Origin of the sequence: Mycobacterium sp. OAS707 (genome assembly GCF_014873705.1) — a bacterium.
Classification (GTDB): Bacteria; Actinomycetota; Actinomycetes; order Mycobacteriales; family Mycobacteriaceae; genus Mycobacterium.
Genome location: NZ_JADBDS010000006.1, coordinates 12,659 through 34,959, shown reverse-complemented (window position 1 = coordinate 34,959; position 22,301 = coordinate 12,659). Strand labels below are relative to the sequence as shown.

At 66.1% G+C, this 22,301-nt stretch carries 16 protein-coding genes and 1 tRNA gene; 13 read left to right on the top strand and 4 right to left on the bottom strand.

Going from position 1 to position 22,301, the window contains the following annotated elements; translation table 11 throughout:
• Positions 1 to 11: 11 nt before the first annotated feature.
• Together GGC64_RS31470 and GGC64_RS31465 are read right to left on the bottom strand one after the other, a co-directional pair.
• Complete coding sequence (locus tag GGC64_RS31470; protein ID WP_192726535.1) at positions 12 to 782, bottom strand: class II aldolase/adducin family protein; 771 nt, start codon at positions 780 to 782, stop codon at positions 12 to 14.
• A complete protein-coding gene (locus tag GGC64_RS31465) occupies positions 779 to 2,401 on the bottom strand; it encodes a class I adenylate-forming enzyme family protein (RefSeq protein ID WP_192726534.1) in 1,623 nt (540 codons plus the stop codon). The genes GGC64_RS31470 and GGC64_RS31465 overlap by 4 nt, the downstream gene beginning before the upstream one ends.
• A gap of 386 nt (positions 2,402 to 2,787) precedes the next feature.
• On the opposite strand from GGC64_RS31465, the gene GGC64_RS31460 reads away from it, so the two are divergent.
• The 4 genes from GGC64_RS31460 (at position 2,788) to GGC64_RS31445 (ending at position 10,181) form a co-directional block, all read left to right on the top strand.
• Positions 2,788 to 7,041 carry an Ig-like domain-containing protein gene (locus tag GGC64_RS31460; protein ID WP_192726533.1) on the top strand — a complete coding sequence of 1,418 codons (4,254 nt, stop codon included), beginning with the start codon at positions 2,788 to 2,790 and terminating at the stop codon, positions 7,039 to 7,041.
• Positions 7,042 to 7,165: 124 nt separating this feature from the next.
• On the top strand, positions 7,166 to 7,768 hold the full coding sequence (locus tag GGC64_RS31455) for a LemA family protein (RefSeq protein ID WP_192726532.1): 603 nt from the start codon (positions 7,166 to 7,168) through the stop codon (positions 7,766 to 7,768).
• Between the two features lie 13 nt (positions 7,769 to 7,781).
• Positions 7,782 to 9,719, top strand: coding sequence for a M48 family metallopeptidase (locus GGC64_RS31450; RefSeq protein ID WP_192726531.1), 1,938 nt, complete (start codon positions 7,782 to 7,784; stop codon positions 9,717 to 9,719).
• Between the two features lie 39 nt (positions 9,720 to 9,758).
• Positions 9,759 to 10,181 (top strand): nitroreductase family deazaflavin-dependent oxidoreductase, encoded by a 423-nt coding sequence (locus tag GGC64_RS31445; RefSeq protein ID WP_192726530.1) that lies wholly within the window; start codon positions 9,759 to 9,761, stop codon positions 10,179 to 10,181.
• A 131-nt stretch (positions 10,182 to 10,312) separates the two neighbouring features.
• On the opposite strand, the gene GGC64_RS31440 is transcribed toward GGC64_RS31445, so the two are convergent.
• Positions 10,313 to 10,385, bottom strand: a tRNA-Arg gene (locus tag GGC64_RS31440).
• Between the two features lie 105 nt (positions 10,386 to 10,490).
• Here GGC64_RS31440 and argS point away from each other — a divergent pair.
• The 6 genes from argS to rho all read left to right on the top strand — a co-directional run bounded on the left by argS (position 10,491) and on the right by rho (position 19,112).
• Positions 10,491 to 12,143 carry an arginine--tRNA ligase gene (argS, locus tag GGC64_RS31435; protein ID WP_192726529.1) on the top strand — a complete coding sequence of 551 codons (1,653 nt, stop codon included), beginning with the start codon at positions 10,491 to 10,493 and terminating at the stop codon, positions 12,141 to 12,143.
• An 86-nt stretch (positions 12,144 to 12,229) separates the two neighbouring features.
• Entirely contained in the window at positions 12,230 to 13,561 is a 1,332-nt protein-coding gene (gene lysA / locus GGC64_RS31430) for a diaminopimelate decarboxylase (RefSeq protein WP_192726988.1), read from the top strand.
• Positions 13,558 to 14,883, top strand: coding sequence for a homoserine dehydrogenase (locus tag GGC64_RS31425; protein ID WP_192726528.1), 1,326 nt, complete (start codon positions 13,558 to 13,560; stop codon positions 14,881 to 14,883). Before lysA ends, GGC64_RS31425 begins: the two co-directional genes overlap by 4 nt.
• Positions 14,880 to 15,962: a threonine synthase gene (thrC, locus tag GGC64_RS31420; protein WP_192726527.1), complete on the top strand. Its 1,083-nt coding sequence runs from the start codon at positions 14,880 to 14,882 to the stop codon at positions 15,960 to 15,962. Before GGC64_RS31425 ends, thrC begins: the two co-directional genes overlap by 4 nt.
• A 2-nt stretch (positions 15,963 to 15,964) precedes the next feature.
• The gene (gene thrB / locus GGC64_RS31415; protein WP_192726526.1) at positions 15,965 to 16,909 is read left to right on the top strand and encodes a homoserine kinase; all 945 of its coding nucleotides are present in this window, start codon (positions 15,965 to 15,967) and stop codon (positions 16,907 to 16,909) included.
• 292 nt (positions 16,910 to 17,201) lie between these two features.
• Positions 17,202 to 19,112, top strand: a complete 1,911-nt coding sequence (rho, locus tag GGC64_RS31410) for a transcription termination factor Rho (protein ID WP_192726525.1) — start codon at positions 17,202 to 17,204, stop codon at positions 19,110 to 19,112.
• A 7-nt stretch (positions 19,113 to 19,119) separates the two neighbouring features.
• Here the strand turns inward: rho and GGC64_RS31405 are convergent, their stop codons facing one another.
• Complete coding sequence (locus GGC64_RS31405) at positions 19,120 to 19,725, bottom strand: TetR/AcrR family transcriptional regulator (RefSeq protein WP_192726524.1); 606 nt, start codon at positions 19,723 to 19,725, stop codon at positions 19,120 to 19,122.
• A 265-nt stretch (positions 19,726 to 19,990) separates the two neighbouring features.
• Between GGC64_RS31405 and rpmE the strand changes: the two genes are divergently transcribed.
• From rpmE to prmC, 3 genes are all read left to right on the top strand, one after another.
• Entirely contained in the window at positions 19,991 to 20,227 is a 237-nt protein-coding gene (gene rpmE / locus GGC64_RS31400) for a 50S ribosomal protein L31 (RefSeq protein WP_192726523.1), read from the top strand.
• Between the two features lie 87 nt (positions 20,228 to 20,314).
• Complete coding sequence (gene prfA / locus GGC64_RS31395) at positions 20,315 to 21,388, top strand: peptide chain release factor 1 (RefSeq protein WP_192726522.1); 1,074 nt, start codon at positions 20,315 to 20,317, stop codon at positions 21,386 to 21,388.
• Positions 21,385 to 22,221, top strand: a complete 837-nt coding sequence (gene prmC, locus GGC64_RS31390; protein ID WP_192726521.1) for a peptide chain release factor N(5)-glutamine methyltransferase — start codon at positions 21,385 to 21,387, stop codon at positions 22,219 to 22,221. The genes prfA and prmC overlap by 4 nt, the downstream gene beginning before the upstream one ends.
• Positions 22,222 to 22,301 lie beyond the last annotated feature (80 nt).

Here is a 22,301-nt window from a genome sequence, read left to right as displayed (position 1 = left end):
GCTGATCCTCTCTACGTCAGAACGCTGCGGTCTGCCTTGATGGTCATGCGTGCCGCGCCCGCCCAATACACGTCGGCGGCGCGTTCGATGAGCGATGCCTGCATGCCGACCATGTCGCCGCGGCTCATCTTCGTCGGGGTCCGCCCGGTCACCATCACGTCGTACGCGAGATGACAGACCCGTTCGATGGACACGGCGCGATAGACGGCCTCAGCGAGGTTGCGGCCAGTGGCGATGACACCGTGGTTGGCCAGGATGATGAGGTTGGCCGAACCGACCTGTTGCGCGAGTTCGGCTGCGCGCCAAGGGGCGTCGATCTCGCCGTCATACTTCTCGACCAGATACATGTCGTCGAGGAACAGCGCGCCGGTCTGATGAACCAGCTCGGGAAGGCTGCCGAGGGCCGCGATCAGGCTGACGTAGTAGGGATGGTTGTGGATGACCACGCGGGCGTCGGGCCGGAGCCGGTGGAGCTCGGTGTGGATGTGGATGGCAGGTGTGACGTCCCAGCGGCCGCGGACCACCCGCGCGTCTTCGTCGACGACGCAGATGTCCGACGCGGTCAGCTCTTGCCACCACAGCCCCCACGGGTTGACGTACATGTCGGTCTGACCGTCGGGCTGCCAGGTGATGTGCCCGGCCATGTTTTCGGCGAAGCCGATTTCGGCGAGATGGCGGAACGCGACCGCCATCTGTTGTTCGTCGGTCAGGTCGACCCCGATGGGCGGCGTCTTGGCCGGCGCCCAGATTTCGAGGCCGCCCTGTCGCACTTCGCTGCTCATTTCACCTGCTCCTGCTGAATTTCGAGGCTCTCCTCGAGTGTTGACCGGATTCTGTCGCGAAGTTGGCCTTTGGCGATCTTGCCGCCCGACGAGCGCGGCAGTTCGTCGAGAACTTCAAGGCGTTCTGGCAGCAGCTCCTTGGAAACGCCCTGTTGCAGAAGGTGTTCGACGAGGGTGGGCAGATCCAGGGCGGCGGCGTCCGTGAGCTCGACGAATACGCAGACACGCTCGCCGAAGACCGCGTCGGGCATCGCGACCGCCGCGGCCACGGCGACCGCGGGATGGGTGGCGACGGCCTCCTCGACCTGCACCGCGCTGATGTTCTTGCCGCCCCGCAGGATGAAGTCCGAGGTTCGGCCGGTCAGGGTGAGATAGCCGTCGGCGTCGAGTTCGCAGATGTCGCCCATCCGCATCCAGCCGTCCCTGGTGAACAACTTGTCGTGATCGGTGCCGCCGAGATAGCCCAGGCTCAGGGCCGGACCGCGGCACGCGGGTTGTCCGCGCCCCGACTGTGTGACGTCGCGGTCGCCGTCGAACAGGCGGACTTGCATCTCGGGCACTATCCGGCCTGCGGTGCGCAACCGTCGGTGTAGTGGGTCCGCGACGGTGGTGGCGCTGAGGATCCCGGTCTCGTTGGAGCCGTAGAACTGCAGGATCGTGGCGCCGGTCAACTCCTCGAACCGGGCGGCCTGGCTGTAGGGGAGTGGCTCACCGCCGGTGAACACCACGCGCAGGCTGGTCAGGTCGTACTCGCGCGAGGCTTGGTTCGCCAGGATCATCGCCAATTGCGTACTGACGCAGCACAATACGGTTGCCTGGTGCTTGGCGATCGCGGCACATGCCGCCGCGGCGTCGAACTTCTCGATTCTGATCGCGGTGGCGCCCAGGTAGATCGGCGTGGTGTGCGAGGTCCAGATGCCGAAGCCGAACGGCATGGGCAGGACCGAGAGGAAGACGTCGTCGGGAGTGAGTTCGCCGTTGGCCACCGCTTTCTGGTGAAAGTAATGCCACCGATTCTGACTGTGCACAACGCATTTCGGCAGTCCTGTAGTGCCGGACGTCGAGTTGATCAGGAAGACGTCGTCGGGGCCGATGGGCGTCAGGCCGTTCGTTCCGTCGACTTCGGGTGTGGTGTCGAGGTCGTGGGCGATGGCCGCGACCCGCAGCCTCGCGTCAGCCTCGGCGGCGGCCTGCTGCGCGGGTGCGAGGCGTTCTTGGTCGGTGACGACGAGAGTCGGCTGAGCGGTGCGCATAATCGCGGTGGCTTCGCGGACGCCGGATCGGGCGCCGAGGCCAACCGCGGTCGCGCCGCAGCGTTCGATGGCGACCAGCAGGACGTGGACGGCCGATGTGTCCTTGTGCCAAACGGCAACGCCGTCACCGGGTGCGACGCCGAACGTCAACAGGCGCTTGGCGAGGTTGGTGGCGGCGTGGTCGAACTCGGACCAGGTGAGCACCGTCTCGGGGGAGTGGAGTGAGAAGTCGATGTAGGCGGGTTTGTCCGGTGTCTGATTGGCATTGCGCCTGACGCAGTCGGACAGCGTGGTGTCGGTCCACCAACCGGCAGCCCGGTAGTGCGCCGCCTCTTCACTCGTAACGGCGGCCGCGTCGACGCCCATTCGCAAGATCATATGGATTGGAGACGCGGGTCAGACTGGTATCGGGCCGCTTCTCTGACCCTGAACTGCAGAGACACGCGCGCAAGCGGAATTCGATCAGCAAACCGGCTGGTTAACCGTGGCGATGCCAAACCTTTTTCGTCGGTTTTTCAGTGGACTTCCGGTCGCCAACTCAAGATGGTCGCCCGAGCGACCGCAGATACTCAGCCAATATGACGATCTAGCTGGTAATAGGTGCATCTCTTACTGATTACGGCAAATTCTTGAAGACCATTCCGGCGGGTATGTGCAAGCCGCTACACTGGCCAGCGATTCGTGACGTTTCGCCGAGCTAAGCCGCCGCCCATGCTCAGCAACCTACGTTTACTGGGCAATTAGGGGAAACAATGCAATTGCGATACGGCAGATATGTCGGACGCGTCGGCGCCCTGGCCGTTGCGCTTGGGATCGGATCCGCTGTCGCGGCCCCGGCCGGTATCGCGTGGGCCGCTCCTGAGGATTCGACTGCCACCACGACTGCTGGGACCGACGGGACTACCCAGGAGCCCGGCGCGAGCACCGAAACCGCCGGCGGCGCCGCAGTCACGCCGCCGACTGCCGAATCGACAACCACCCAACCCGCCGGCGCGACACCGGGCTCCTCGAGTTCCGAAGAGGTGGCACCTGGGGTCACCGTGTCGAGTTCCGGCGGTGCGCATTCCGACGAGACAGCCAAGCCGAAGCCGAAGCCGAAGAAGAAGTCGACTTTCAAACCTCACGCCCGAGTTTCCGAATCCGCAACGACGACAAGCGAGCCCGCTCAGCAGGCGCAGGCCCAGACGACGACCGGTATCACGGCGTCCGAGGACGTTTCGGGCCCGACTGCGCAGGCCACCGTCTCGGTCGCCGCGACGCAGCGGTCGGTCGCCGAGGTGCCCGTTGCGCTCTCGGCGGTGCAGCCGACTGTGCCGAACCCGGTTCAGACATGGATGAGCAGCCTGCTCGACGGCGTCGTGCGGCCCGTGTTGTCGACGTTCCTCGGCATGCTTCCCGGCGGTTCGACGGAGTCACCGCTGTCGTGGGTGTTGCTTGCCGCGGCCCGTCGTCAAGTGGGCCAGACCGAGGACGTCACCAACCTGTCCGCTCAGCAGATGGCGGTCAGCCAAACCCTTGCGGCGGCGGCCGCGAACCAACCGCCGACCGCGTCGGTGGCCTGGGGCAGGCCCGATGCGACGACGGGCAAGGTGTTAGGGCAGCTGAGCACCAGTGATCCCGAAGGGCAGGCGGTCACGGTCGGGCTGAAGAGCGGTCCGAGCGCGGGCACATTTGCCTACGACGCCACGACAAAGGTCATCACGTACACCCCGACGAGCGCACAGCGTTTCGTCGCCGCGACGACGTCCAATCCCAATGACACGATCGCGATGACGATCACGCTGTCCGACGGGACGAACACCGTCGACGTGCCGATCAACATCCCGGTGAGCCCGTCGCCGTTCTACAAGAGCACCGACTTCACCAACGTCAGCGACCCGAGCGCCGTTGCGGTCACGAGCAACCGCGCGTACATCACCAATCGCAGCGCAGGCACCGTCACCGTCTACGACACGGTCAAGAACACCGTCGTCGGCACGTATCAAGTAGGCGCATCACCCGATGGCATCGCGGTCAAGAAGGATGGCACGCGGCTGTATGTGTCGAGTTCGACCAACAACACGGTCACCGTGATCGATACCGCGACCGGCGCCACGAAGAAGACGCTGACGATCGCCAATCCGACTGCGATCGCGATCAATCCGGCAGGCACCACCGTGTACGTCGCCAGCGGCAGCGCAGGGACGATCAGCAAGATCAGTACGGCGTATAACACGATCTCGAGCAGCGTGGTCAAACTCCCAACGGGTCTGAAGCCGACGGAGCTCGTGGTGAGCCCCGACGGCACCAAGATCTACGTCGCGAGCACGAAGTCGACCGGCGGGGGCAACGTCTCGGTGTTCGCGTCCTCGGCGACCACGGCGACGTCGATCACCGACATCGGCGGTGCGCCAACGGGTATCGCGATCAGTCAGACTTATCCTCGGTTGTTCGTCGCCGACACCGCAGGTGCGGTCACCGTCATCGACACTGCGGCGGGCACCGCGATCACCAGAAACCTCGGTGTTCCGCTCGCCGGTCTCGCGGTCACCAACGACAGCAGCGCGGTCATGGTCACGAGCAACACCGGCCTCGTCGCCGCACTGAGTTCCACCGACGGCTCGACGTTGGGAGCGATCAGTATTCGGAACACCGCGACGCCGATGTCGGTCCAACCCGGCGTCGTACTGAGCCCCGACGGCACGCTGATGTTCGTCACCGATTACGACACCGACAGTGTCCACGTGGTCTCGCTCGTGCCGCCCAATACGTCGCCGTTCTCCAGCGATCCGTACTACAGCGTGTCCAACCCGTCGACGGGCGTGCTGAGCGGCAAGGTGGGAGTCGTCGACTACGACGGTGATCCGCTGACATATGTGGTGAACACCAAGCCGACGAAGGGCACCTTGGTGCTCAAGGCTGACGGAACATACACGTACACACCGACTTCCACGGCCCGGCACGCGGCGGCCGTACCGACCGCGCCCGATTCGGTGAAGACGGACTCGTTCACTGTCACGGTCTCCGACGGTCGCAACGGCTCGTTGACCGAGACGATCACCGTCGCGATTCCGCCTGCGAACAAGGTGCCGGTCGTGACGACGACGATCGGGACTCCCAACAGCTCGACAGGAGTCGTCACGGGCAGTGTCAAGGGCACCGACGGTGACTACGACACCCGGAAATACACCGTGACCGGTTCGCCGGCGAAGGGCACGGTCACCCTCACGTCGACCGGCTCCTTCACCTACACGCCAACGGCGGCGGCGCGTGCTGCCGCGACGGCACCCGGTGCACCGTACGACGCCACGAAGGATACGTTCGTCGTCACGGTGGACGACGGCCACGGCGGTGTGGTGCCGGTGACGGTGAACGTCAGGATCGGCGCAGCCAACGCCAAACCCACGGGGGCAACGTCGACGGTGTCGAACCCGAACCCGCGCACCGGCGTCGTCACCGGTGCGATCAGCGCGACGGACGCGAACGGTGATCCGCTGTCGTACAAGGCAAGCGCGACGACAAAGGGAACGATCGTCATCAACCCCAACGGCACGTTCACCTATACGCCGACGGCCGCGGCCCGCACGGCGGCCTCGGCGGCAGGGGCATCGTCGACCACCAAGTCGGAAACCATCACCGTCACCGTCAGCGATGGATTCGGCGGCACCACAACAACATCGGTCAAGGTCTCCATTGCGCCGAACCCGACAACCAACACGGCGCCGACGAATGGCCATGGGACAGTCACGGGTACGTCGACGGCGATCGGAACGGTCACCGGTACGGTGACGGCCACCGATCCAGACGGCGACAATCTTTCGTACAGCCTCGGTTCAGGTCCGGCCTTCGGAACGGTGAAGGTGACGCCCACCGGACAGTTCACCTACACACCCGACGTGGACGCCAGGTATCGGGCTTTGGTGACGCCGGGCGTCGACACGGACAGCTTCGTCGTCAAGATCAGCGATCCGTGGGGTGGAACGACCACCACGACGGTGAATGTCAACATCGCGCCGCCGTCGGCGTCGGCGATTGACCAGCGGCCAACGGAGATTGCCGTCACCGCCCAGCAGATGTACTTCTACTCGCAGACCGACACCGATAAGGCGATGGGTCTGCTGAAGGATGCCGGCATCGACACGATCCGGATCCTGATGCCTTGGGCCGGAGTCGAACCCGCAGACAATACATTCGACTGGGCCGCGACGGACCGAATGATCAACAGCGCCAACGCCAAAGGCATCAAGGTTCTCGCCGTGCTGAACTCGACACCTGACTGGGCGGCGGTTCCCGACCAGCCGACGTGGGCGGGACACCCGGCGGACCTGAACGCGTTCGGTGACTTCGTCACTGCGGTGGCGACGCGGTACAAGGGCAAGGTCGCTGACTACGAGATCTGGAATGAGCCCAACGCCAACATCTTCTGGGCTCCCACTCCGTCTGCGCAGCAGTACACCGAACTACTGAAGGTGGCGTACACGAAGATCAAGGCCGCGGATCCGAATGCGACGGTGATTGCGGCGTCGGTCGCTTCGGCAGCTGAGACGCCGGGCGGTCCGACGATCAACCCGGTGACGTACTTGTCGGAGATGTACGCGGCGGGCGCCGGCGGATACTTCGATGCGATCTCGTATCACCCGTACTTTTACTCGGTTCCGTTCTCGGCGGGGGAGGGCCATGCGGGTGTGCCGATCACGCAGGCGGAGCAGTTGTATGCGGTGATGGTCGCCAATGGCGATGGGAACAAGAAGATCTGGGCGACGGAGTATGGTCAGCCGTCGTCGGTGGTTTCCGAAGCGAATCAGTCGGCGTTCGTCGGTGACTTCCTGCGGACGTGGCGCACTCTCGAATTCGCCGGTCCCGCGTTCATCCACACGCTGGCCGACTATCCGTCGAGTGACCCGATTCAGGCGTCGATGGGGTTGTTCCATCAGGACTGGACGCCGAAGCCGGCGCTCACCACGGTCGAGCAGGTGATTGCGGAAAACAACGCGATCGAGGCCGCTGCGAACAACAACGTGCTGTAGGGGTGACCGCAGCACATCCGAGCTCGACGTTCGGCGCCAACGAGAATCGACGCGGCGGGTACCGCGAGCAGCTAAGCTTCGGCAAACCGCACAACTTTGCAGGCCTGACCTGGAGGTATGTTTCGTGGGGCTCACCATCGGCATCATCGTCGTCGTCGTAATACTGCTGCTGCTCGCCGTTTTCGTCATCGCCGGTTACAACGGTCTGGTCCGCGCGCGCAACGCATACAAGAACGCCTTCGCGCAGATCGACGTCCAGTTGCGGCGGCGATTCGACCTGATTCCCAACCTGATCGAGACCGCCAAGGGATACATGGCACACGAGCGCCAGACGTTGGAGGCTGTGGTGGCGGCCCGCGGCGCCGCAATGAACGGCCTCGCGGCTGCCCAGGCCAATCCGGGCGACCCGGCAGCGATGCAGCAGTTGGCGTCCGGGCAGCAGGCGCTGGAGGGCGCCCTGAGCAGACTCAACGTGGTCGTCGAGCAGTATCCCGACTTGAAGGCCAGCCAGACCATGATGCAGCTGTCGGAGGAGCTGACCTCCACGGAGAACAAGGTCGCGTTCGCTCGGCAGGCATACAACGACTCGGTGATGAACTACAACAACAAGCGGGAGACCTTCCCGGGCAGCGTCTATGCGGGCATGTTCAACTTCACCCCCGCAGCGCTTTTGGAGATCCCGCCCGATCGCCCAGAGATGCGGGACGCCCCGAAGGTACAGTTCTGACCGATCGGCGGTCATGAACTTCTTCGATCACCAGCGGGCGGCCAAGGGCACCACGCTGAAGCTGGTGTTCCTCTTCGCCGCAGCTGTGTTGGCGTTGGTCGCAGGCGTCGACGCCGCCGCCGCGCTCGCGATGGGATACGAGAATGCCGATGCCTCATCGATTCTCGCCGTGGTCATCGTCGTCACGGTGGTCACGCTGTTGGTGATCGCCGGCGGCATGCTCTTCAAGACGATCGCGCTCCGTCAGGGAGGAGCGGCCGTCGCCGCGTCGGTCGGGGCGGTGCCCGTCGACCCCACTAGCACCGATCCACAGCTGCGCAGGTTCGTCAACATCGTCGAGGAGATGTCGATTGCCTCGGGCGTTCCCGCGCCGCGATTGTTCGTCATGCCGCGCGAGACCGGCATCAACGCATTCGCGGCGGGGTTTACACCGGCCGACGCCGCCATCGCGGTCACCGCAGGAGCGCTGGCCCAACTCAACCGCGACGAGTTGCAGGGCGTGATCGGGCACGAGTTCAGCCACATTCTCAACGGCGACATGCGGCTGAACATCCGCCTGATCGGGCTGCTCTCCGGAATCTTGTTGATCGGCATGATCGGGTTGCGGGTCCTGCAGTTCGGAGGCCGCGGAAGCGACAGTAAAGGCGCCGCACCGATCGTGATCGTCGCGTTCGCCATGATGGTGCTGGGATTCATCGGCGTGTTCTTTGCGAACCTGATCAAGGCGGCGGTGTCGCGACAGCGCGAGTGGCTCGCGGATGCGTCCGCTGTGCAGTTCACGCGTCAGACCGACGGGCTCGAGGGCGCACTGAAAAAGATCGGCGGCATCCCGACCGGCTCGCGGCTGCGCGACGCCCGCGGTGCGAACGAGGTCAGCCACATGCTGTTCGGGGAGGGCGTGCGAAAGTCGTTCGCCTCGCTGCTCGCGACGCATCCGCCGCTGACGTCTCGGATAAAGGCGCTCAACCCGAGCTTCGACCCGGGCGAGATCACCGAGCTGCAACAGCGCTATGCGCAGCAGCCGCCTGACGGGTTGGCTGAGGACTTCGCCGCCGGATTCGCCCCCGCCGGAACGGCATTGGGCCGTCCGACCCAGCCCCCGGCACCTGACCCCGCGGCTGGTAGGCACGTCCTCAGCCCCGAGCAGGTCGTCGCCCGGGCAGGCACTTTCACCCCGGCCGACTTGAAATACGGTGCCGCCCTTCAGGCGCGGTTGCCGGACGACGTCCGACAGCTCGCCACCCAGCCGACCACGGCGCCCGTGGCCGTCATCGCCATGCTCCTCGCTCCGCCCGGTGAACCGCTGCAGGCTCGCCAGCTCACGTCGATCGCTCAGCGACTGGGACCCGCGCAGGCCCGGGAGGCGGCAGCCCTTGGCGGCCGGATGGCGGAGCTGCCGCATGAGTTGCGCCTGCCGTTCGTCGCGTTGGCCCTGCCGCAGTTGGCGGATCATCCCCGCGACTACCACGACCGTCTGGTTGCGGTGTTGAACGATCTCGCGGTCGCCGACGGCACGGTCACCATGTTCGAATACTGCGTCACCCGCCTGGTGTGGAACTACCTGCTGGACACGGCCGACCCTTCGCGTCGCAGCAAGGTCGGCAACGGCTCGCTGAATGACGTGCGCCCAGTGGTCAGGACCCTGTTGGCGACGCTTGCAGTCGCGAGCGGCGGCGACCAAGACACCGGAGAGCGAGCATTTCACGGCGCGATGCGACGCCTCTACGGCGATACGGCCACGGCCGACAGCCCGCGTCGACTCAGCTGGCAGCAGACACTCGACGGCGGCTGGCCCGCGCTGGACGCACTGGAGCCGAAGGCCAAGCAGGCGCTCGTCGAGGCGATGGTGGTGTCGGTGCTCGCCGATGGCACCGTGACAGCAGCGGAGGCCGAACTGCTGCGCGCGGCGTGCGGGTTGATGCACGTTCCACTTCCTGCATTGCTGTCGTGACAGCGGAATAGCGTGGGCTGTCGCCGCGTTGGCCGCTCTGTGAGCACGCAACCGGAACTGAGCCCGACGGACTGGGTACGCGAACAGACAGAGCGCATCTTGGCGCAAGGCACGACGGATGGCGTCGAGATCTTGGACCGCGCGGTCGTCCTCTTCACGACGATCGGCGCGCAGTCCGGCAAGGCCCGCTATGTACCGCTCATGCGGGTCGAAGAGGGCGGTAAGTACGCGATGGTGGCGTCCAAGGGCGGTGATCCCAAACACCCGAGTTGGTATTTCAACGTGCGGGCCAACCCCGCGGTCACCGTGCAGGATGGCGACAAGGTCACTTCCGGGACCGCGCGCGAGCTCGAAGGCGCCGAGCGCGAACACTGGTGGAAGCTGGCCGTGGCTGCCTACCCGCCGTATGCCGAGTACCAGGCCAAGACCTCGCGACAGATTCCCGTCTTCGTCGTCGAATAACCCGGCACAACGGCGGTATTGCGAGCCGCGAGTACGACTTACATTCAGCAGGCCGACGATTCGTTGCTGCGATACGTACGCGTGTCGTGCCGTGACGGCCAATAAGGCACTGTGAGCTGCGGTGAAGTAAGTGCCCCCGGCAGGATTCGAACCTGCGGCCTTCTGCTCCGGAGGCAGACGCTCTATCCCCTGAGCTACGGGGGCGCATATAGAAGTCACTGCGCCGATGGGCAGGGGACAGCCTAACGCATCCGAGCGACCGGAAACGGATTCGGGGCCTGACCACCTCAGACCATAGGATGGACCCTCGTGACGCCCGCCGACCTTGCCGAACTGCTCAAGGCCACCGCCGCCGCGGTGCTGGCCGAGCACGGCCTCGACACCTCAGCACTTCCGGCGACGGTCACCGTCGAGCGCCCGCGCAATCCCGAGCACGGCGACTACGCCACCAATATTGCCCTTCAGCTCGGCAAAAAGGTCGGCGCCAACCCTCGTGAGCTGGCCGGCTGGCTCGCCTCCGCCCTCGCCGCGCAGGACGGCATCGCCGCCGCCGACGTCGCCGGACCCGGCTTCGTCAACCTCCGCCTCGACGCATCCGCCCAGAACGTCATCGTCGGCAACGTCATCGAGGCTGGCCCCGGCTACGGCAACTCCGACGCGTTCAAGGGCCACAACATCAACCTCGAGTTCGTCTCCGCCAACCCGACCGGGCCCATCCACATCGGCGGCACCCGCTGGGCCGCGGTCGGCGACGCGCTCGGCCGCCTGCTCGCGACCCAAGGTGCGCACGTCGTGCGCGAGTACTACTTCAACGACCACGGCGCCCAGATCGACCGGTTCACCAACTCGCTGATCGCCGCCGCCAAGGGCGAGCCCACCCCCGACGACGGTTACGCGGGCGACTACATCAAAGACATCGCCGCCCAGGTGCTCGCCAAGGAGCCCGACGCGCTGAGCCTGCCCGACGCCGAGATGCGCGAGACCTTCCGCGCCATCGGCGTCGACCTGATGTTCACCCACATCAAGCAGTCGCTGCACGATTTCGGCACCGACTTCGACATCTTCACCCACGAAGACTCGATGCATACGTCCGGGCGTGTAGAGCAGGCCATCGCCAAGCTGCGCGAGGCCGGCAGCATCTATGAGAAAGACGGCGCAGTTTGGCTGCGCACCACCGACTTTGGCGACGATAAGGACCGCGTCGTCATCAAGAGCGACGGCAACCCGGCATACGTGGCCGCCGACATCGCCTACTACCTCGACAAGCGTCAGCGCGGATTCGACCTGTGCATCTACATGCTCGGCGCCGACCACCACGGCTACATCGCCCGACTCAAGGCCGTCGCCGCATCGCTCGGCGAGGATCCCGCCACCGTCGAGGTCCTCATCGGACAGATGGTCAACCTCGTCCGCGACGGCCAACCCGTCCGGATGAGCAAGCGCGCAGGCACCGTCATCACCCTTGACGACCTCGTCGAGGCCATCGGCGTGGATGCCGCGCGCTACTCATTGATCCGGTCGTCGGTCGACAGCCCGATCGACATCGATCTGGCACTGTGGTCCTCGGCCTCCAACGAAAACCCGGTCTACTACGTGCAATACGCGCACGCCCGGCTGTCAGCGCTGGCCCGCAACGCCGCCGAACTCGGCTTGAGCCCCAGCACCGAGCACCTCGACCTCCTGACGCACGACAAGGAGGGCACGCTGATCCGTAACCTCGGCGAGTTCCCGCGCGTCCTGAAAACCGCTGCGGCACTTCGTGAACCACACCGCGTCTCCCGTTACCTGGAGGATCTGGCCGGCGACTACCACCGGTTCTACGACTCCTGCCGGGTGCTGCCACAAGGTGACGAGGCACCCAACGATCTGCACGCCGCCCGCCTCGCTTTGTGCCAGGCCACCCGCCAGGTCATCGCGAACGGCCTTGGCATCCTTGGCGTTACCGCTCCGGAGCGGATGTGATCGCTCATCCCGCCGGGCCCCGGCACGCTGAGGAGATCCACCACGGCGGCGCCCCACCCCGGCCGCAGTCCTCAGCGGATGTGCTGATGCTCGCCCCGAACGTCTGGCCGCGCAGCACCGTTCGCGGCGACGACGGTGTCGTGACGATCGCAGGCGTTCCCCTCACCGACATCGCCGCCGAATTCGGCACTCCCGTCTTCGTGATCGACGAGGACGACTTCCGCGCCCGCTGCCGCGAAATCGCGGAGGCGTTCGGCGGCGGCGACAACGTGCACTACGCCGCCAAGGCGTTCCTGTGCAGCGAGGTGGCGCGCTGGGTGGCCGAGGAGGGGCTTTCCCTCGACGTAGCGACCGGCGGTGAGCTCGCAGTCGCATTGCACGCCGACTTCCCTCCTGATCGAATCACGTTGCACGGCAACAACAAATCTGTTGATGAGCTGACGACCGCCGTGAAGGCCGGGATCGGTCACGTCGTGCTCGATTCGATGATCGAGATCGAGCGTCTCGACGAGATCGCCGGCGCGGCCGGTGTGGTTCAGGACGTCCTGGTGCGCGTCACCGTCGGTGTCGAGGCGCACACCCACGAGTTCATCTCGACTGCCCACGAGGACCAGAAGTTCGGTCTGTCGCTGGCCAGCGGCGCCGCGATGGACGCCGTTCGCCGCGTGTTCGCCACCGACAACCTGCGCCTGGTCGGCCTGCACAGCCACATCGGCTCACAGATCTTCGACGTCGACGGCTTCGAACTGGCCGCCCACCGGGTGATCGGCCTGCTGCGCGATGTCGTGGCCGTGTTCGGCGTCGACAAGACCAGCCAACTGGAGACCGTCGACCTCGGCGGTGGTCTCGGCATTTCGTATCTGCCACAGGACGATCCGCCGCCGATCACTGATCTGGCCGCCAAACTCGGTGCCATCGTGCGCAACGAATCCGCCGCGGTCGGCCTGCCTTCGCCGCGACTCGTGGTCGAACCCGGCCGCGCCATCGCCGGCCCCGGCACCATCACCCTGTACCAGGTCGGCACCGTGAAAGACGTCGACATCGCATCCGACAAGCACCGCCGCTACATCAGCGTCGACGGCGGCATGAGTGACAACATCCGCACGTCGCTGTATGGCGCCGAATACGACGTGCGCCTGGTTTCGCGCGTGAGCGAAATGCCCGCCACCCTGTCCCGCGTCGTCGGAAAGCATTGCGAAACCGGCGATATCGTCGTCAAAGACGCCTGGCTGTCCGATGACGTCGCGCCCGGCGACCTGCTCGGTGTCGCGGCAACGGGCGCCTACTGCTATTCCATGTCGAGCCGTTACAACCTGATCGGCCGCCCCGCTGTGGTGGCCGTGCGCAACGGGCAGGCCCGCCTGATTCTGCGCCGGGAGACGGTCGACGATCTGCTGAGTCTGGAGGTAACGAAATGACCAACCACGAAAAGCCCATCGGCGTAGCCGTATTGGGCCTCGGCAACGTCGGCAGTGAAGTGGTCCGCATCATCAAGGAGGATGCGAAAGACCTGGCTGCGCGCATCGGCGCGCCGCTCGAGTTGCGCGGTATCGGGGTGCGCAGGGTTGCCGACGATCGCGGGGTGCCCGTCGACCTACTCACCGACAACATCGAAGAGTTGGTCTCGCGCGACGACGTCGACATCGTCGTCGAACTGATGGGCCCCGTCGAGCCCGCCCGCAAGGCCATTCTCAGTGCGCTGGAACAGGGTAAGTCGGTTGTGACCGCGAACAAGGCGCTGATGTCAATCTCCACTGGCGAACTCGCCCAGGCCGCCGAGCACGCTCACGTCGACCTCTACTTCGAGGCCGCCGTCGCAGGCGCCATCCCCGTCATCCGCCCGCTGACCCAGTCGCTGGCAGGTGACCGGGTGCTGCGCGTTGCCGGAATCGTCAACGGCACCACCAACTACATCCTTTCGGAGATGGACAGCACCGGAGCCGACTACGCGAGCGCGCTCGCCGACGCCAGCGCGCTCGGCTACGCGGAAGCCGACCCGACGGCCGACGTCGAGGGCTACGACGCTGCCGCCAAGGCCGCGATCCTCGCCTCGATCGCGTTCCACACCCGGGTGACCGCCGACGACGTCTACCGCGAGGGCATCACCAACGTGACGGCCGCCGACTTCGAGTCGGCGCGCGCACTCGGCTGCACCATCAAGTTGTTGGCGATTTGCGAGCGGCTCACCACCGACGAAGGGCAGGAACGGGTTTCGGCCCGCGTCTACCCGGCGCTGGTGCCACTCGAGCACCCGTTGGCCACCGTCAACGGTGCGTTCAACGCGGTCGTCGTGGAGGCCGAGGCCGCGGGTCGACTGATGTTCTACGGCCAGGGCGCAGGTGGTGCGCCCACGGCGTCGGCAGTGATGGGCGATGTTGTGATGGCGGCCCGCAACCGCGTACAGGGCGGCCGCGGACCGCGCGAGTCGAAATACGCCAAGCTGCCGATCTCGCCGATCGGCTTCATCCCGACCCGTTACTACGTCAGCATGAACGTGGCCGACCGGCCCGGCGTGTTGTCCGCTGTGGCAGCTGAATTCAGCAAGCGTGAAGTCAGCATCGCCGAAGTGCGGCAGGAAGGCATGGTCGACGAAGGCGGTCAGCGGTGCGGGGCGCGCATCGTGGTCGTCACGCACCGGGCCACGGATGCAGCACAGTCGGAAACCGTTGCAGCGCTGGCCGATCTCGATGTTGTGCAGAGCGTCAACAGCGTGCTGCGCATGGAAGGAACGACGGAATGAGCGCACCCAGGACCGCGGTGCACCAGCCCTGGCCGGGCCTGATCGCCGCCTACCGCGACCGCCTGCCCGTTGAGGACAGCTGGACCGCGATCACCCTTCTCGAGGGCGGCACCCCGTTGGTGTCCGCGCCGCGGCTATCCGAATACACCGGCTGCACAGTGCATCTCAAGGTCGAAGGCCTCAACCCGACCGGCTCGTTCAAGGACCGCGGCATGACCATGGCCGTCACCGAGGCGGTGGCCCGCGGTCAGAAGGCCGTGCTGTGCGCGTCGACGGGCAACACGTCGGCGTCCGCGGCGGCCTACGCCGCGCGGGCCGGCATCACGTGTGCGGTGCTGATTCCGCAGGGCAAGATCGCGATGGGCAAGCTCGCGCAGGCAGTCATGCACGGCGCGAAGATCATTCAGGTCGACGGCAACTTCGACGACTGCCTCGAGCTTGCCCGCAAGCTCACCGCTGACTATCCCGCGGTCTCGCTGGTCAACTCCGTCAACCCGTACCGCATCGAGGGCCAGAAGACTGCCGCGTTCGAGATCGTCGACGCGCTCGGCACCGCCCCCGACGTGCACTCCCTGCCTGTCGGCAACGCAGGCAACATCACGGCGTATTGGAAGGGCTACACCGAGTACCACCGCGACGGGGTATCGGACCGGCTGCCGCGCATGCTCGGCACCCAGGCCGCAGGCGCTGCCCCGCTGGTGCTGGGCGAGCCTGTCAGCCACCCCGAGACCATCGCCACCGCGATCCGCATCGGCTCGCCCGCGTCGTGGGCCACCGCCGTCGAGGCGCAGCAGCAGTCCAACGGCCGCTTCCTTGCCGCCACCGACGAGGAGATCCTCGCCGCGTACCACCTGGTGGCGCGCACTGAAGGCGTGTTCGTCGAGCCGGCGTCGGCGGCCAGCATCGCCGGCCTGCTCAAGTCGATCGAGGATGGCTGGGTCGCGAAGGGCTCGACCGTGGTGTGCACAGTGACCGGAAACGGGCTGAAGGATCCCGACACCGCGCTCAAGGGCATGCCGTCCGTCACGCCCGTGCCCGTCGATCCCTCGGTCGTCGTCGAGAAACTGGGTTTGGTCTGAACGTGCCAAGGACCCTGCCGGCCGGGCTGACGGCCAGCTCCGTCGTGGCGGCCTCGAGCGCCAACCTCGGACCCGGTTTCGACAGCCTGGGTCTTGCGCTGAGCCTATACGACGAAATCGTCGTCGAGACAACCGAATCCGGCCTCGCGATCGAGGTCGAAGGCGAGGGCGCCGGCCAGGTTCCACTCGATGCCACGCACTTGGTGGTGCGCGCCATCGAACACGGCCTGCAGGCAGCCGGCGTCACCGCCAGCGGCCTCAAGGTCCTCTGCCGCAACGAGATTCCGCACTCCCGCGGGTTGGGATCATCGGCCGCTGCCGTCGTCGGCGGTCTAGCCGTCGTCAACGGCCTTGTCGCGCAAGCGAATTCGACTCCACTGAGCGAGTCCGAGTTGATCCAGCTGTCGTCGGAGTTCGAGGGGCATCCGGACAACGCGTCGGCGGCAGTCCTCGGCGGCGCGGTGGTGTCGTGGACGGAGCACGAGGGAGTGCTGCCGCGATATGCGGCCGCCTCGCTGCGGCTGCACCCCGACATCCACCTGTTTCCCGCGATCCCCGAGGTGCGCTCGTCGACGGCGGAGACCCGCGTGCTGCTTCCCGACCACGTCAGCCACACCGACGCCCGGTTCAACCTCAGCCGGGCGGCGCTGCTCGTCCTGGCGCTGACCGAGCGTCCGGATCTGCTGATGGAAGCGACTGAGGACGTGCTGCACCAGCCGCAGCGAGCAGCAGCCATGCCTGCCTCCGCGGAATACCTGCGGATCCTCCGGCGTTGTGGGGTTGCAGCGGTGCTATCCGGGGCTGGTCCTGCGGTATTGGCGCTGAGTTCCCAGCCAGAATTGCCTGCAGAGGCCCTGGAGTATGGCGCCGCCAACGGGTTCACCGTCAACAAGATGGCAGTGGGCGCGGGCGTCCGGTGGACGTCCGGCGTGGCCGCCAGGAGCTGACTTTGCGGATCACACGAGTCACATGCGAATCAGCGTGTTTCTTGCTTCCGGCTCCAATGCGGGTTATTCTCGCAGCTGTCCAGCAATCGCAGCGTCTCTGCCTGCGCCGACACTAGGACGACCACTTCCCTTTTAGGTGTTCAATCTTGTGGACTGACGGTTCGCCGCATACCGGCGAATCCCGGCGATCACCGTTGCAGAGGCAATGGTGGGACCTCCGCATTCAGCGCATCAGCTGAATGCCCCGGACCCTCGCGTCGGCTTGACCAGCGGGGGATCAGAAAGGAAATCCGTGACAGAAACGGACCTCTTCACGGCTGGTGGCAGCAGCGAAAGCACTGAGCTGCCGCAAAACCAATCCGTGACTTCAGACATTTCAACCGCCCCGGACACCTCCGGTGCGGACGCGACGAACGGCACCGCGGAAACCGCGCCGACCGCCGACGTCGCGTCGGGCGACCGCCGTGCGGCGCTGTCGACCATGGTGCTGCCCGAACTGCGTGCGCTCGCCAAGGAGATCGGCGTCGAGGGCGCGTCCGGCATGCGCAAGAGCGAGCTCGTCGCCGCCATCAAGGAGCGTCGCGGCGATTCCAACGGCCGCCCGAAGACCGAAGCTGCCAGCGAGGCCAATGGCACTGCGGCAGCCGACACCGCGACCGAGAGCGCAGCGCCTGAGCAGCCCGCCGAGCAGCAGGCCCCGCCGCGCCGCGAGCGTCGTGGCGCCTCGCGTGGCCCGGGTTCACCCGGCGGCGCCGACGACAAAGACGACAAGAAAGACGACAACAAGCAGGAGTCCGCGCAGCAGGACAAGCCCGCCACCGAGGGTGAGAGGGCCCCGAAGCAGGATTCCAAGCCCGACAAGTCCGACAAGTCAGATAAGGCCGACGGCGATCAGCAAGGCGATCAGGGCGGCCAGAACCGCGGCGGCAACGCCGATGACGACGGCGAGGGCCGTGGCGGCCGTCGTGGCCGTCGGTTCCGCGACCGCAGGCGCCGCGAGCGCGGCGGTGAGGGCGGCGGCGGTGGCGACCGCGACACCGAACTGCGTGAGGACGACGTCGTTCAGCCCGTCGCCGGCATCCTCGACGTCCTCGACAACTACGCCTTCGTTCGCACGTCCGGCTACCTGGCAGGCCCGAACGACGTCTACGTGTCGATGAACATGGTGCGCAAGAACGGCCTGCGTCGCGGCGACGCGGTGACCGGTGCCGTGCGCGTGCCGAAGGACGGCGAGCAGCCCAACCAGCGCCAGAAGTTCAACCCGCTGGTTCGGCTCGACACCATCAACGGCAAGCCCATCGAAGAGGCCAAGAAGCGGCCCGACTTCACCAAGCTCACCCCGCTCTATCCCAACGAGCGGCTGCGCCTGGAGACCACCACCGAGAAGCTGACCACCCGCGTGATCGACCTGATCATGCCGGTCGGCAAGGGACAGCGTGCGTTGATCGTGTCGCCGCCCAAGGCCGGTAAGACCACGATCCTTCAGGACATCGCGAACGCGATCACGAAGAACAACCCGGAATGCCACCTGATGGTGGTGCTCGTCGACGAGCGTCCGGAAGAGGTCACCGACATGCAGCGCTCGGTCAAGGGTGAGGTCATCGCCTCGACCTTCGACCGGCCGCCGTCAGACCACACCCAGGCCGCCGAGCTCGCAATCGAGCGCGCCAAGCGGCTCGTGGAGCAGGGCAAGGACGTCGTCGTGCTGCTCGACTCGATCACCCGCCTCGGCCGCGCGTACAACAACGCGTCGCCTGCGTCCGGCCGGATCCTGTCCGGTGGTGTCGACTCGACCGCGCTGTACCCGCCGAAGCGTTTCCTCGGCGCGGCCCGCAACATCGAAGAGGGCGGCTCGCTGACGATCATCGCCACCGCGATGGTGGAAACCGGTTCGACCGGTGACACGGTGATCTTCGAGGAGTTCAAGGGCACGGGTAACGCCGAGCTCAAGCTCGACCGCAAGATCTCCGAGCGCCGGGTCTTCCCGGCCGTCGACGTCAACCCGTCCGGCACCCGTAAGGACGAGTTGCTGCTGTCGCCGGATGAGTTCGCGATCGTGCACAAGCTGCGTCGCGTGCTTTCAGGTCTCGATCCGCATCAGGCCATCGACCTGCTGATGAGCCAGCTGCGCAAGACCAAGAACAACTACGAGTTCCTGGTGCAGGTCTCCAAGACCGCGCCGGGCTCGATGGACGCCGACTAACTCGAGGTCACACCGCCGGCTCGGCCTGCAAGCCCGGCATGACGTAGCGGCGCATATGTGCCGCCACCGCGTCGGCGTCGCTGGGGTCGAGTTTGTCGCCGGGCACCGTCGCGAGCGAAAGCACAACGCGCGCAATCCATTCCGATGCTTCGGCGATGTCGGTGCGCTCGTGGATCTCACCGCGGTCGCGAGCGGCGATCAGATAGCGCGACCAGAAGTCGGCCAGGTCGGGCACCAACCCCTGCACGCCTGCGCCTGCACACGCCGCGAACTCCTCGGGCTCTTCCATCCGCAGCTTCATCAGCAGCGTGCCGGGATCGTCGTAGGCGCCGCGGGCGCGAGCAATGCCCAAGCCCATCTGGCGATCGAGGCCCTCGATCTGCTCCAGCACCGCATGCGCCTCGGACCAATAGGCGTCGTTGAGGCGCACGATCGCAGCGCCGAGCAGCGTCACCTTGTCGGGAAAATGCCGGTACAGCCAGCCGCGGGAAACCCCGGCGACCTCGGCCACCTCGGACACCGTCGTCGCCCGGATACCCTTCGCGCGAAGACAGACTTCCGCGGCGTCGATCAGCCGATCGCGGACGTTGCGGGCTGCGGTAGCGGTCGTCACCTCAGCATTGTGCCACCGTAGACACTTTTCGGGATGTGTTCACCGCGCAATACCCCCTGCGGCGCGAACGTGGGTTACCGTCACGCTTGAGGGCGCGAAAGCGTGCGGGTAACCCACGTTCGCGCGGAATACCAGGGGCTCGGCAGGCGTTTAGGCTGCTGGTGGTTGAACTGGCATAATGGACCGCCGACCCCTCGGTTCCGGTTCACGCCAAAACCTCCCAATCGGGGAGGGGCGACCCGGGCCACGATTGCAGAGGAAAACCATGAAGACGGGTATTCACCCTGACTACGTCGAGACGACGGTGCACTGTGGCTGCGGCGCGACGTTCACCACGCGCAGCACCAAGAAGAGCGGACAGATCCACGTCGAGGTCTGCTCGCAGTGCCATCCCTTCTACACCGGCAAGCAGAAGATCCTCGACAGCGGCGGCCGCGTGGCCCGCTTCGAGAAGCGCTACGGCAAGCGCAAGGCTGCTGCCGATAAGGCCGACGACAAATAGCTACCTTTCCGACGCCCGATCTGACGCTCATGCGCAGGCCGGGCGTCGGTTTGCGTTTGGCGAAAGGATTCTCCGAAGGAGGGCGACATGACGGACACTGCGCCGGCAATTGAGGCGTTGCTGACCGAGCATGCCGACCTGGAGAAGCAGCTCTCCGATCCGAACCTGCACGCCGACCCCGCGGCGGCCCGCAAAGTGGGCAGGCGCTTCGCGCAGCTCTCGCCGATCGTTTCGACCTATCGCAAGCTGGAAACCGCCCGCGGCGACCTGGAAGCTGCCAGAGAACTCGGCGCCGACGACGAATCGTTCGCCGCCGAGATTCCCGGCCTCGAGTCGACCGTCGAAGAGCTGGACCGACACCTGACCGACCTGCTGGCCCCCCGCGATCCGCACGACTCCGATGACATCGTGCTCGAGGTGAAGTCCGGGGAGGGCGGCGAGGAGTCCGCGTTGTTCGCCGCCGACCTCGCCCGCATGTACATCCGTTATGCCGAGCGGCATAACTGGACCGTCACCGTGCTCGACGAGACCACCTCGGACCTCGGCGGCTATAAGGACGCGACGCTGTCGATCCGAAGCAAGGGCGATTCCGCCGACGGTGTCTGGTCGCGGCTGAAGTTCGAAGGCGGTGTGCACCGCGTGCAGCGGGTACCGGTCACCGAGTCGCAGGGCCGTGTGCACACGTCTGCCGCGGGCGTGCTGGTCTACCCCGAACCCGAAGAGGTCGAGGAAGTTCAGATCGACGAGTCCGATCTGCGCATCGACGTCTACCGGTCCTCGGGCAAGGGTGGTCAGGGCGTCAACACCACCGACTCTGCTGTTCGCATCACGCACCTACCCACCGGCATCGTCGTGACCTGCCAGAACGAACGCAGCCAGCTGCAGAACAAGGCCCGCGCCATGCAGGTGCTCGCCGCGCGGCTGCAGGCGCTGGCCGAGGAGCAGGCGCAGGCCGACGCGTCCGCCGACCGCGCCAGCCAGATCCGCACCGTCGACCGCAGCGAGCGCATCCGCACGTACAACTTCCCGGAGAACCGGATCGCCGATCACCGCATCAACTTCAAGGCGCACAACCTCGATCAGGTTCTCGACGGTGACCTCGACCCGTTGTTCGACGCGCTGGCCGCCGCCGACAAGCAAGCCAGGCTGCAACAGGCATGACCCTGCGCCAGGTGATCGACGCCGCCGAGGCGGCGCTGACCGAGGCGGGCGTCGGCTCACCCCGCACCGATGCCGAACTGCTGGCTGCATACGTGGCAGGCATCGACCGAGGCCGGCTGGCATTCACCGACGCCGGACCTGACTTTCAGGAGCGCTACGACGGGCTGGTCGCCCAGCGTGCCAAGCGAATTCCGCTGCAACACCTCATCGGCACCGCGGCGTTCGGACCGGTCACGGTGCATGTCGGCCCCGGGGTGTTCATCCCACGGCCCGAGACGGAATCATTGCTGGAATGGGCTGCCGGGCAACAGCTTTCGGCTTCACCGATGGTCGTCGACCTCTGCACCGGCTCGGGTGCGCTGGCGCTGGCACTGTCAAGGGCATGGCCCGACGCCCGCGTCATCGCCGTCGACGACTCCGACGACGCGCTCGCCTATGCGCGACGCAACACCACCGGGACCGCGGTCGAACTGATCCTCGCCGACGTCACCGCGCCGGGCCTGCTCGCAGACCTCGACGGCCAAGTGGACCTGATCGTGGCCAATCCGCCCTACATTCCCGACGATGCGGACCTGGAACCCGAAGTGGCCGAACATGATCCGGCGCACGCACTGTTCGGCGGCCCGGACGGCATGGCTGTCATCAACAGCATCGTCGACCACGCAGCGCGCCTGTTGCGCGACGGCGGGGTCTGCGCGGTCGAACACGACGACACCACCTCGGTCCGCACCGTCGAAGCGTTCACCCGGACAGGCCAATTCGTCGATGTCACCGCGCGACACGACTTGACCGGCCGGCCGCGGTTCGTCACCGCGAGACGCGTGAGAGGCTGACAACGTGACCGACCGAAGGCGACCGCGAGTGAGGATCGCAGCGAGGTACGAGCGAGGACCGGAGCGAGCGGGGAGTCGAG